This is a genomic window from Burkholderia sp. BCC1208 (assembly GCF_902833095.1).
In the GTDB taxonomy this organism is placed as follows: Bacteria; Pseudomonadota; Gammaproteobacteria; order Burkholderiales; family Burkholderiaceae; genus Burkholderia.
Map to the genome: position 1 here is coordinate 291,858 of NZ_CADFDY010000005.1, position 12,159 is coordinate 304,016.

Below are 12,159 nucleotides of genomic sequence, written 5' to 3' on the forward strand. Positions count from 1 at the left end.
GTCAGAAATCGGCGTAGAGCCGGCCGGGATTGAAAATCGCGTGCGGGTCGAGCTGCGCCTTGAGCTGCCGATGCACGCGCAACAGCGCAGGCGGCAGCGGCTGGAACGGCTCCCGTGTCGTGCCCGGCGTGAGGCAGGTCGCATGGCCGCCGCACTGCGCGGCGATGCGCTGCACGTCGGCCGGCGCGGCGTCGGTCTTCAGCCAGCGCTGTGCGCCGCCCCAGTCGACGAGTTGCGCGCCGGGCCATGCGTCGAGCGGCGCGGCGGCCGGCACCGACACGCGCCAGAGCGGGCGCGGATCGTCGAAGAACGGCAGCGACAGGTCGCGCAGACGTGCCCAGAACGCGTCGTCGCGCTCGTCCATCCGTTCGCCGCCGATCGTGTCGCGCGCGGCCTTCACCGAGCCTTCTCCGCCTTCGATCCGCACGCGCAGCACGCCATCCCCGTGGCACGCACCCGCGAGCGGCAACCCCGCGCGACGCCACGCGGCGACGCGCTGCACGGCTTCGCTCGCCGTGAGCGTCAACGCGAGATCGCCAGTCGAGCGCGGCTTCGGCAGCACCTTCAGCGACACCTCGGTCACGACGCCAAGGCAGCCGAAACTGCCCGCGAGCAGCCGCGACACGTCGTAGCCCGCAACGTTCTTCATCACCACGCCGCCGAAGCGCAGATGTTTCGCATGGCCGGTGATCACGCGGCAGCCGAGCACGAAGTCGCGCACCGCACCGGCCCAAGGCCGGCGCGGGCCCGACAGCGCCGCCGCGAACATGCCGCCGACCGTCGCCGCGCCGCCGAACGACGGCGGCTCGCACGGCAGCATCTGGCCGGCCGCGTCGAGCATCGCGTCGAGATCGGCGAGCGGCGTGCCCGCGCGCGCGGTGATGACGAGCTCGGTCGGGTCGTACGACACGACGCCGCGATGTGTGCGCACGTCGAGCGTCCGGCCTTCGACCGGGCGGCCGACGAACGCCTTCGTACCGGCGCCGCGGATGTGCAGCGGCTGGCGATCGTGGATCGCGGCGTCGACCTGTGCGACGAGCGCCGCGCTGTCGTCGATCGATTCGATGTCGCGTCGCATCAGAAGCGCTCCAGTTCGGGAAACGGCAGCTTGCCGTGATGAACGTGCATCGCGCCGAATTCGGCGCAGCGGTGCAGCGTCGGGATGTTCTTGCCGGGATTGAGCAGGCGCTGCGGATCGAACGCGGCCTTCACAGCGTGGAAGAACGTGATTTCGTCGGCGTTGAACTGCACGCACATCTGGTTGATCTTCTCGCGCCCGACGCCGTGCTCGCCGGTGATGCTGCCGCCCGCCGCGACGCACAGCTCGAGGATCCTGCCGCCGAGCGCTTCCGCGCGGTCGAGTTCGCCGGGCCGGTTCGCATCGAACAGGATCAGCGGATGCATGTTGCCGTCGCCCGCGTGGAACACGTTCGCGACCGGCAGCCCGTATTCGGCGGACAGCGCGGCGATCCCTTCGAGCACGCGCGGCAGTTCGCGGCGCGGGATCGTGCCGTCCATGCAGTAGTAGTCGGCCGACATCCGGCCGACCGCCGGGAACGCATTCTTGCGGCCGGCCCAGAAGCGCTGGCGCTCGGCCTCGTCGCGCGCGACGCGAATCTCGCTCGCGCCCGCGTCGCGCAGCAGCGCGGCGACGCGGTCGGCGTCCTCGTCGACGTCGCTCGCCGCACCGTCGAGTTCGCACAGCAGGATTGCCTGCGCGTCGACCGGATAGCCCGCGTGGATGAAATCCTCGGCCGCGCGGATCGCGAGGTTGTCCATCATCTCGAGGCCGCCGGGGATCACGCCCGCGCCGATGATCCGCGCGACCGCGGCGCCCGCCTCGGCGACGTCGTCGAAGCTCGCCATCAGCACCTTCACGCTCGGCGGCTTGGGCAGCAGCTTCACGGTCACTTCGGTCACGATGCCGAGCATCCCTTCGGAGCCGGTGAACAGCGCGAGCAGGTCGAAGCCCGGTGCATCGAGCGCGTCGGCGCCGAGCATGAGCGTGTCGCCGTCGATCGTCAGGATCTCGACCTTCAGGATGTTGTGGACCGTGAGCCCGTATTTCAGGCAGTGCACGCCGCCCGCGTTCTCGGCGACGTTGCCGCCGATCGAGCACGCGATCTGCGACGACGGATCGGGCGCGTAGTAGAGGCCGTATGGCGCGGCGGCCTGCGAGATTGCGAGGTTGCGCACGCCGGGCTGCACGCGCGCGATGCCGGCATCGGGGTCGATGTCGAGAATCCGGTTGAACTTCGCCATCACCAGCAGGATGCCTTTTTCGAGCGGCATCGCGCCGCCCGACAGCCCGGTGCCCGCGCCGCGCGCGACGACCGGCACGCCGTGCGCGGCCGCGACGCGCAGCACCGCGCGCACCTGCTCGACCGTATCGGGCAGCACGACCGCGAGCGGCACCGTGCGGTACGCGGCCAGCCCGTCGCATTCGAACGGCTTGAGCGCCTCGCGTTCGTGCAGCACGTCGAGGCCGGGCGCCGCCGCGTGCAGCGCGGCGACGAGCGTGGCGCGGTCGACGGTCGCCAGCGGGCCGTCGATCCGTTCGTCGTAGATGAAACTCATCGTGTGTCTCCGTCTCCACCATGCAGGCGGCCGCGCGACGCGCGGCACGCCGGATGGCACGCATTCTTGGCGGGGCGCGCGGGCCTGTCCAGACGTCGCGAAGGTGGTCGTACCAGTTTTTTCGATGCTGCTGATCACGCATGCTCGGAGGTTCGATAAAACCTAGTCTCCACAAGGCTTTGTGCGAAAATCGACGGCATCCATCCAAAGTGGTCATACCAGTATGGAAATGCAGAATCGAGAGGGGCCGGCGCGGCGCGTGGCCGACGTCGTCGCCGAGCGGATCGAGCAGTTGATCGTCGACGGCGTGCTGAAGGCCGGTCAGGCGCTGCCGTCCGAGCGGCGGCTGACCGAAAAGCTCGGCGTGTCGCGCACGGCCGTGCGCGAAGGCATGAAGCTACTGCACGCGCGCGGGATCATCGACACCGCGCACGGCAAGGGTTCGTTCGTCGCGAGCCTGACCCCGCAGCGCGCGATCACGCCGATGATGCATCTGCTCGGCTCGCAGCCGCGCACGCTGTACGACCTGTTCGAGGTGCGCGGGATGCTCGAGGCCGAGGCCGCCCGGCTCGCGGCGCTGCGTGGCACGCCGGCCGATTTCATCCTGATCCGGCGCCGCTACGAGGAAATGACGGCGGCCGACGCGCAGGATCTCGACCCCGCCGCGCGCGCGAAGCTCGACCACGCGTTTCATCTCGCGATCTGCGAGGCCTCGCACAACCCCGTGCTCGTCAATACGCTGCAGTCGCTGACCGATCTGCTGCTCAGTTCGGTGTTCGCGTCGGTGAACAACCTCTATCACCGCGAACCGCTGAAGAAGCAGATCGATCGCCAGCATGCGCGGCTCTACAACGCGGTCACGGGGCGGCTGCCCGATCAGGCGCGCAAGGCCGCGAGCGAACATATCCGTCAGTGCGTAGACTATCTGCGCGAGATCGAGCAGGAGGAACAGCGGCTCGTGCGTTCGACGTTGCGGCTCGAAGGGTGGACGTGAGCGGGCGGCAGTTCGCTTGCACGTTGACGTAAGTCATGCAGATTGCGCCGAAGATGCGGCGCCACGATCGAATATATCGCAATGTGATCTATTGGAACGGATGGCTTGTCATCGCTCGTGCATGTGAATGCAACACGCGCCGTGTACCGTCGAGCGTGATACGTCACCGGTCCCGATTCTGACAGGAGGATGCTGCATGTCGATTCCGACGCGTGGCGACGGGCACGACGCCCGCGCCGTCCAGATTCTGCATCGCCCCATCTGCGACCTGCTCGGTTGCACGTGGCCGATCGTCCTCGCGGGTATGGGCGGGGTCGCGCGTGCGGAGCTTGCGGGCGCCGTGAGCGCGGCCGGCGGCTTCGGTTTTCTCGGCATGGTGCGCGAGCCGGTCGCGCTGATGCGCAGCGAGGTTCAGCAAGTGCGCGCGGCGACGGATCGCCCGTTCGGCATCAACCTGATTCCCGCGTCGACGCCGCTCGATCTGCTCGATGCCCAGCTCGACGCATGCATCGAGCTGCGTGTGCCCGTCGTCGCGCTGTTCTGGGACGTGATGCCGGCCGTCGTGCGGCGCCTGCGCGACGCAGGCGTGTGCGTGGTGCATCAGGTCGGCTCGCTCGACGATGCGCGCGCGGCCGAGGCGGCCGGCGCGCAGGCGCTGATCGTGCAGGGACGGGAGGCGGGCGGCCACGTACGCGGCGACCGGCCGCTTGCCGCGTTGCTGCCGGACGTGATCGGCGCAGCGAACGTGCCGGTACTGGCGGCGGGCGGGATCGTCGACGGTGCGGGCGTGGCGGCCGCGATGGCGCTCGGCGCGCAGGGCGCGGTGATCGGCACGGCCTTCATCGCGACGCACGAATCGTTCGCGCATGCGTATCACAAGCAGCGCATCGTCGAGGCGCGCGAAGGCGATACGCTGCTGACCGACATCTTCCACATCAACTGGCCGCGCGGCGCGATGGTGCGCGTGCTGCCGTCGAGCGTGACGCGCGGCGAACGCGGCGATCCGTTCGGCGACGCGCGCACCGTGATCGGCGACGAGGAAGGGCGGCCGATCTACCTGTTCAGCACCGATTCGCCGCTGCGCACGATGACCGGCGATTTCGAGGCGATGGCGCTGTATGCGGGCACGGGTGCGGGGCGAATCGATGCAATCGAGATGGCCGGCGACGTGCTGCACCGGATCGTCGCCGGTGCGGCCGCGATGCTCGACAAAGGCGGCCCGGCGCCGTCGGCCGCTGCTGTCGACGAACGCGAACAAGAACGCCGCGCCGCGTTGCTGGCTGCGCTCGACGAATTGCTGGAAGCCGAGCGCGCGGGCGCGCGCGTCGCGTCCGAGACGGCGGCCGAGGTGACCGACGATCCCGAACTGCATCGGCTGATCGCCCATATCCGCCAGGACGAGGCGCACTGGTGCAGTGTGCTCGTCGACGCGATCCGCTCGCTCGGCGCGGTCCCGACGCGGGCGACCGGCGCGTTTTACGAGAAGGCGATGGCGATCGACGATCTCGCGGAGCGCATGGCGTTCCTGAATCGCGGCCAGCGCTGGGTCGTGCGCAAGCTGCAGACCTTGCTGCCGACGCTCGCCGATCGGGATATGCATCATGCGCTGTCGCTGATGCTGGTGGCGCACGAGAAGAATATCGGGACGGTGGATGGGCGGTTGCGCGGCGGCGCGGATGGGGCGCAACCGGCGCGCTAACCGCTAGAATTGCGGTTTTCGTCCGGAATACGTCCATGTCTTTTGCCTCGCTTGGCCTGATCGAGCCGTTGCTGCGTAATGTGCAGGGCCTCAATTACCAGACACCCACGCCGGTGCAGGCCAAGGCGATTCCCGCCGTGCTTGGCGGCAAGGACGTCATGGCCGCGGCGCAGACCGGCACCGGCAAGACGGCCGGCTTCGCGCTGCCGCTGTTGCAACGGCTGGTGCAACACGGCCCGGCGGTGTCCAGCAACCGCGCGCGCGTGCTGGTGCTGGTGCCCACGCGCGAACTGGCCGAACAGGTGCTGCAAAGCTTCGTCGAGTACGGCAAAGGGCTCGATCTGCGGTTTCTCGCCGCCTACGGCGGGGTGAGCATCAATCCTCAGATGATGAAGCTGCGCAAGGGCGTGGACGTGCTCGTTGCCACGCCGGGCCGCTTGCTCGACCTCAATCGCCAGAACGCCGTGCAGTTCGATCAGGTGCAGACGCTGGTGCTGGATGAAGCCGACCGCATGCTGGATCTCGGCTTTGCGCGCGAACTCGATGCGGTCTTTGCCGCGCTGCCCGCCAGGCGCCAGACGCTGCTGTTCTCGGCCACGTTCTCCGACGAAATCCGCACGATGGCGGCGGGCATCCTGCGCAGCCCGATCGATATCAGCGTCAGCCCGCCCAACGCCACGGCGAGCAAGATCAAGCAATGGGTGGTGCCGGTCGACAAGCGGAACAAGCCCGATCTCTTCCTGCACCTGGTGGCCCGGAACAAGTGGGAGCACGCGCTGGTCTTCGTCAAGACCCGCAATGGCGTCGATTATCTGGCGATCATGCTGGAGAAAGCGGGCTATGCGGTCGATACGATCCACGGCGACAAGCCGCAACCCGCGCGTATGCGCGCGCTGGAGCGTTTCAAGGCGGGTGAAGTGCAGATGCTGGTCGCCACCGATGTGGCGGCGCGCGGGCTGGATATCGACGATCTGCCGCTGGTGATCAACGTCGATCTGCCGATCGTCGCGCAAGACTACGTGCACCGTATCGGGCGCACCGGCCGCGCGGGCGCCAGCGGTGTGGCGGTGTCGCTCGTGTGCGCCGATGAAGCGCCGCAACTGGCCGCGATCGAGGCACTGATCCGGCAGACGCTGCGGCGGGAAGAAGAGCCGGGTTTCGAAGCCGAACACCGCGTGCCGGAAACCAGCGCGACGGGTCAGATCATCAAGAAGCCGAAAAAGCCGAAGAAGCCCAAGGTGCAGCAAGCCGTGCCGGTCGCCAAACAAGGGCCGGGCAAGAAGCCGCATGCGCAAGGTGGCGAAGGCAAGCGCAAGGCTGCGGCGCCGCATGCGACGGCCGCTGGTGCCGGTAAAGGCCGGGACTACACCATCGGTAGCCCGTTCAGTGCGCAGAAGCCGCGTGGCAAGCCGGCTGCGGGGAAGGCTGCCGGCAAATCCGCCGGCGGTCGCGGCAAACCCGGCAAACCGTCGAGATAGACTGAATCCTTCCGGTTCAACGTACCCGATACGATTGAACCGTCCGACGAGTGAACGAATACGGACGGTTCGGAACAGCGCTGCTGTTTTCTCGTCAACGACCTAATGAAACCGCCCGCGATAGAGGTTTCGCGGCGCGACCGACGATATGCGATGACTGAAGTGAGAGATGGAATGACGACGACATTCGACGAGGCGACAACGGCGGCGATCGCCGCGTTTGCCCAACTGGATTTCTACACCGCTGTGCAAGCAATGCGCGCCGAGGCTGATTACGACCATGAACGAGACAAGTGGATCTCGCGCTATATCGACGAGCACGGTGGCGGCGCGGACGATGCAGAATACGACGCCTTGCACGCGCGGGCAGAGGCCACCCCGGAATACGCGGAGTTCATCGATGGGGTCCGGCGCGAAATCCTGGAATACTTCGAGGTGACCGACGATCAGCTGGACTGCATGGTCGTGCTGCGCCATGACGACAGCGATGAGCTTTGGGCGGAAGTCAACCGGCAGCGCAGCGCGCTGGGAACCGGTGAAGTGCGCGGCGATCTCTGACCAGGCCCGTCATTCGTCGGTAGGTTGGGTGCGCCATTTGAACGTCGGCTCCGCAACAGATATCGGACACGCCTGTCACTCAATCTTCTCGCGCAAGTCGTAGCAAGATATCGGCGAGGGCCCGAATTTTCGGTTGTGCCGCACGTTGGGGCGGATAGACGAGGAAGTAGGAAAGGCCGTCTTCCGCCACATCCTCGAACGGTGTCACGAGCGATCCGGCACGGAGTCGGTCTCTCGCCATTCGCGGGTCGCCGATTGCAATTCCGTGTCCTTCCATCGATGCCGCGAGCGTCAATTCGAGGGTATCGAATACGAGCCCACGTCCCGCATCGATCTGGCGTGCCCCAACGTGATCGAGCCAGCATCGCCACTCTGCGCGGCTGGGCCCGGGATGGAGCAAATCGACATGCGCAAGGTCGGCTACGGATCGCAGCGATGTCGCCAATGCCGGCGCGCACATCGGCGTGAGCCTCTCGGGAAACAGCCGTACTGCTTCCATACCGGTCCACTGTCCCGTGCCTCGCACGATGATGGCGTCGACGTCGGACGTCGTGAAATCCGGCGTGTCGTCCGCGGATGTGGAAATACGCAGCTCCGTCCCGCTCATCGCGCGATGAATGTCCGGCAGCCGCGGGAGCAACCAGCGAACGGCGAACGTGGACGGCAACTTCAACGTGAGCACCGAGGTCGCCCGTGCATGGGAATCCGCGTGCTGGACCAATTGCGTGAGCACGTTGACCGCGACCATCAGCAGTGCATTGCCTTCTGGCGTCAACGTCAGCCCCGATACATGGCGCACAAACAGTGCGCATCGATAATGCGTTTCCAACTGCTGTATCTGGCGGCTCACCGCACCTTGCGTGCGGCATAGATGATCCGCGGCCTTGCTGACGCTACCCAGCTGCGCCGCCGCGACGAACGACTGAATCGCGGCCAGCGGCGGCAGCGGCCGCGTCAGGTCAGCCAGCGGATATGCATGCGCCGCATACCCGGGTTGCAAATTTTTCGATTGTCCGGTCATCGGTGCCTCGCTATCGTGCGTCTGCCGGATGCCCTGTTCTTGCGAATGAACGGGGTTGTCAACGAATGATCGGAGGATAATTTTGGGCTCAACGTCGGAATCACTCTACACGGAACAGGTTCGCGCTTACCTTCGGGAGCTGGAGCGAGGCGATGTCGGCGCCATCTGCGCGCTATTTACGCCGGACGCGCGGATTTTCTCGCCATTTCTTGGCTGGATGCATCCGGGGCCCTTCTTTTCGAAGGTCGCTGCCGCATCGGGAGAAAGCAAGATTACACCGATCGACATCTGCGTCAGCACGAGTGGGGCTCGACGTGCGACAGGTTACTTCATCTACGACTGGGGCCTGAAAGACGGTTCGGTGGCGCGCTTCGAGTGCGTCGACGTGTTCGAGTTCGACACCGCGGGGCTCATCGAACGGATGGTCATCGTCTACGACACCCATCCCATTCGCAGTACCGTCGGCGACAAGTACGCGTAGCCGAATCGCTGTCGTTCGATACCGAAGGCTGGCGTTTGCGGAGGGCGGCTGCGCACGACGCCAAACTTCCGCGCACGCCCAGGCTTGCCAACCGACATCCACCAACCCCGCGAAGCATGAAAAAAGCCCGCCGAAGCGGGCAACCTCACGATGCGGAGGGGGAGATACGAAGACGCAGCTGGCGCGCGTTCAGCCTTTCGTCGCGCCGAACGTGAGCCCCGCGACGAAATGCTTCTGCATCGCGAAGAACATCGCGACCGACGGCAGCGCGGCGAGAATCGACCCGGCCGATACGAGGTTCCACGACGTCGTCCATTGCCCCTTCAGCGCCGCGACACCCGCCGTGATCGGCGCCGCCTCGTCGCCTTGCGTGAGACACAGCGCCCAGAAGTAATCGTTCCACACGAACGTGAACACGAGAATCGCGAGCGCGGCCAGCGCCGGCCGGATCAGCGGCAGCACGATTCGCCAGAACACCGTCCATTCGCCCGCGCCTTCGATGCGCGCGGCCTCGATCAGCTCGAACGGCAACTGCTTGATGAAGTTGCGCAGGAACAGCGTGCAGAAGCCGGTCTGGAACGCGACGTGAAACAGGATCAGCGCTTCGACGGTATTGAACACGCCGAGCCGCAGCGACAGGTCGCGCACCGGAATCATCAGCACCTGCACCGGCACGAAATTGCCGGCGACGAACGTGCCGAACAGCGCGGTATTGCCGCGAAACCGGTAGGTCGCGAGCGCGAAGCCGGCCATCGCCGCCAGCGCGATCGAGCCGATGACCGAGGGCACGGTGATCTGCACGCTGTTCCAGAAGTAATGCAGCATCGGCGACGTGGTCAGCGCGTCGCGATAGTTCTCGATCATCGCGAAGCGGCGCGGCCAGCCCCAGTAGTGACCTTCGACGAGTTCCTCGGTCGAGCGCACCGACGTGACGAACACCGCGATCATCGGCAGCAGCCAGACGAGCAGCGCGACGGGCAGCGACAGCTTGTATAGCCGGCGCGATACCGGCTTCCAGTGGGCAACGGGTGTCGGAAACATGATGAATGAACTCCCGAAAGGTCACTGCTCGTTGCGCAGCATGCGGCGCAACTGGAACACGATGTAGACGAGCATGATCGCGAACAGCACGACCGCGATCGACGCGGAATAGCCGAGCCGGTAGTACTTGATCGCCTGGTCGTACATGTAATACGCGAGCACGGTCGAGCTTTCGAACGGGCCGCCGCCCGTCATCACCGAGATCAGGTCGAAGCTGCGCAGCGCGCCGATCACCGTGACGACGATCGCCATGAAGGTGGTCGGCCGCAGTTGCGGCAGCACGACGTGCCACAGCAGCGCGAAGCCGCGTGCGCCTTCCATCCGCGCGGCCTCGATCTGTTCCGGATTGACCGACGTGAGGCCGGTCAGATACAGGATCATGCAGTACGCCGTTTGCGGCCACAGCGCGGCGAACACGATGCCGAACGTCGCATAGCGCGCGTCGCCGAGCACCGGGATGCCATGCCCGGCGAGCAGCGCAAGCAAGCCGAAGGTCGGATCGTAGAACCACGAGAAGATCAGCCCGACGACCACGCCCGACAGCACGAACGGCGCGAAGAACAGCGACTTCACGAGCCGGATGCCGCCGACCGCCTGGTTCAGGTACAGCGCGAGCGCGAGGCCGAGCGGCGGCGCGAGCATGAACAGCACGAGCCAGATCACGTTGTTGCGCAGCGCCGTGTAGAACGTCGGCGCGTGCAGCAACTCCGCGTAGTTTGCGAGACCGACGAAGGTGCGCTCGGTCATCCCGTCCCAGTTGTACAGGCTCAGCCACAGCGTCGACAGGATCGGCCAGATCACATAGACGGCAACCATCGCGCAGGCCGGCGCGAGAAAGAGCCACGCGGCGCGCCGTTGCCGCCGCACGGCGGGCGACGGGCGGCGCGCGGGCAGCGTGGTGGCGGATGGGCCGCGCGGCGGCGCGGTGCCGGCGGGCGGGGGGGACGCGATCGGACTGGACACGGCAAGCCTCCTGAACGGACACGGCGGCGCGCGGCCGCCGGTGGGGTCACGCGGTCACTTCTTGTAGATACGCTTGCGGGTCTGTTCGAGCTGCGCGAGCACCGTATCGAGTTGCGCGGGATTCGCGAGGAACTGCTGCATGCCCTTCATCCCTTCGTCGGCCATTTCCTTGGTCATGTCGCGATCGTAGAACTGCGCGACGCCGCCCTTCGTGTCGGCGAGGATCCGGAAGCCGATGCGCGAGATCGGATCGGCGGGCTCCGGCGACTTGCTGTTGGCCGACAGCGAGCCGAGCCCTTCGGCGAGCTTCGCGCCCATCTCGGGCGTTTCGACGAACGCGAGGAACGTGTGCGCGTCGGCCTTGTTCTTCGCCTTGGCCGGGATGTGCAGCGATTCGACCGGGCCGTCCTCCGCGGTCGGCACCTTCGGGTCGATGATCGGGAAGCGGTAGTAGCCCATTTCCTGCTTCACGTTCGGCGGGAAGCCCGCCGCGATGAAGGTGCCCATCAGCATCATCGCGGCCTTGCCCTGGAACAGGAACGGCTGCGCGCCGTCGAGATCGTAGGACAGTGCGTTGTCGATGAAGTAGCCAGAATCGATCAGCGATTTCCAGGTCGTGTAGACCTTCTTCACGCGCGGGTCGGTGTACGACACGTCGCCGGCCATCAGTTGCTGGTGGAACGCGTTGCCGTTCAGACGCAGGTCGAGATAGTCGAACCAGCCGGCGAGCGTCCATGCGTCGCGGCCGCCGATCGCGACCGGCGTGATGCCGGCAGCCTTCAGCTTCTTGCATGCATCGAGAAACTGGTCCCACGTCTTCGGTTCGTCGGCGATGCCGACCTTGCGGAACAGGTCCTTGCGGTAGAACAGCCCCCACGAGTAGTAGACGGTCGGCGCCGCGTACTGCTTGCCGTTGTACGACGATGCGCTGCGCGTCGACGCGTACATCGCGTCCCAGCCGTTCTTCGCCCAGTCGCCGCTCAGGTCCTCGAACAGCCCGCGCTTCGCGTAGTACGCCATCCGCTCGCCCGCGTGCCAGTTCACGACGTCCGGCGCGACGGTCGTGAGCCATGCGGGGAGCTGCACCTTGTACGCTTCCTCGTCGACGAAGGTCGGCTTCACGTCGATGTCGGGATGGGCCTTGTGGAACGCTTCGATCGTCGACTGCCACACGGCGCGCTGGCTCGCGCCCTTGAACGCGATGTTGATCGTCAGCGTGCCGGCATCGGCGGGCGCCGTCATGCCGAGCGATGCGAAGGCGACGGCGGCGGCCGTGGCGAGCCGGGCGGCGGCGCGAAGGGGGCGATGTGTCATGGTGTCTCCAGTCCTGTGTGTCGTTGTGCGTGA

General features: G+C 66.5%; 11 protein-coding genes. 5 read left to right on the forward strand and 6 right to left on the reverse strand.

From position 1 onward, the window contains the following. Window position 1: 1 nt before the first annotated feature. Window positions 2-1,078 (reverse strand): glycolate oxidase subunit GlcE, encoded by a 1,077-nt coding sequence (gene glcE, locus HWX09_RS14065; RefSeq protein WP_027781779.1) that lies wholly within the window; start codon window positions 1,076-1,078, stop codon window positions 2-4. Then, complete coding sequence (gene glcD, locus HWX09_RS14070) at window positions 1,078-2,577, reverse strand: glycolate oxidase subunit GlcD (RefSeq protein WP_027781778.1); 1,500 nt, start codon at window positions 2,575-2,577, stop codon at window positions 1,078-1,080. The genes glcE and glcD overlap by 1 nt, the downstream gene beginning before the upstream one ends. A 223-nt stretch (window positions 2,578-2,800) precedes the next feature. Here glcD and glcC point away from each other — a divergent pair, with 223 nt between their 5' ends. The 4 genes from glcC to HWX09_RS14090 all read left to right on the forward strand — a co-directional run bounded on the left by glcC (window position 2,801) and on the right by HWX09_RS14090 (window position 7,306). Further along, the gene (glcC, locus tag HWX09_RS14075) at window positions 2,801-3,571 is read left to right on the forward strand and encodes a transcriptional regulator GlcC (RefSeq protein ID WP_027781777.1); all 771 of its coding nucleotides are present in this window, start codon (window positions 2,801-2,803) and stop codon (window positions 3,569-3,571) included. A 196-nt stretch (window positions 3,572-3,767) separates the two neighbouring features. Further along, window positions 3,768-5,270: a nitronate monooxygenase gene (locus HWX09_RS14080; RefSeq protein ID WP_027781776.1), complete on the forward strand. Its 1,503-nt coding sequence runs from the start codon at window positions 3,768-3,770 to the stop codon at window positions 5,268-5,270. Window positions 5,271-5,305: 35 nt separating this feature from the next. Then, window positions 5,306-6,748, forward strand: a complete 1,443-nt coding sequence (locus tag HWX09_RS14085; protein ID WP_027781775.1) for a DEAD/DEAH box helicase — start codon at window positions 5,306-5,308, stop codon at window positions 6,746-6,748. A gap of 174 nt (window positions 6,749-6,922) precedes the next feature. Then, window positions 6,923-7,306 (forward strand): hypothetical protein, encoded by a 384-nt coding sequence (locus HWX09_RS14090; RefSeq protein WP_027781774.1) that lies wholly within the window; start codon window positions 6,923-6,925, stop codon window positions 7,304-7,306. Between the two features lie 79 nt (window positions 7,307-7,385). Here HWX09_RS14090 and HWX09_RS14095 read toward each other — a convergent pair whose 3' ends face one another. Beyond that, window positions 7,386-8,327 (reverse strand): LysR substrate-binding domain-containing protein, encoded by a 942-nt coding sequence (locus HWX09_RS14095; RefSeq protein WP_027781773.1) that lies wholly within the window; start codon window positions 8,325-8,327, stop codon window positions 7,386-7,388. Between the two features lie 82 nt (window positions 8,328-8,409). Here HWX09_RS14095 and HWX09_RS14100 point away from each other — a divergent pair, with 82 nt between their 5' ends. Further along, window positions 8,410-8,808, forward strand: coding sequence for a nuclear transport factor 2 family protein (locus HWX09_RS14100; protein ID WP_027781772.1), 399 nt, complete (start codon window positions 8,410-8,412; stop codon window positions 8,806-8,808). A gap of 189 nt (window positions 8,809-8,997) precedes the next feature. On the opposite strand, the gene HWX09_RS14105 is transcribed toward HWX09_RS14100, so the two are convergent. The 3 genes from HWX09_RS14105 to HWX09_RS14115 are packed head-to-tail and all read right to left on the reverse strand — an operon-like array spanning window position 8,998 to window position 12,126. Continuing rightward, window positions 8,998-9,849 carry a carbohydrate ABC transporter permease gene (locus HWX09_RS14105; protein ID WP_027781771.1) on the reverse strand — a complete coding sequence of 284 codons (852 nt, stop codon included), beginning with the start codon at window positions 9,847-9,849 and terminating at the stop codon, window positions 8,998-9,000. A gap of 21 nt (window positions 9,850-9,870) precedes the next feature. Beyond that, window positions 9,871-10,812 carry a sugar ABC transporter permease gene (locus HWX09_RS14110; RefSeq protein ID WP_027781770.1) on the reverse strand — a complete coding sequence of 314 codons (942 nt, stop codon included), beginning with the start codon at window positions 10,810-10,812 and terminating at the stop codon, window positions 9,871-9,873. A 54-nt stretch (window positions 10,813-10,866) separates the two neighbouring features. Next, on the reverse strand, window positions 10,867-12,126 hold the full coding sequence (locus tag HWX09_RS14115) for an extracellular solute-binding protein (RefSeq protein WP_027781769.1): 1,260 nt from the start codon (window positions 12,124-12,126) through the stop codon (window positions 10,867-10,869). Window positions 12,127-12,159 lie beyond the last annotated feature (33 nt).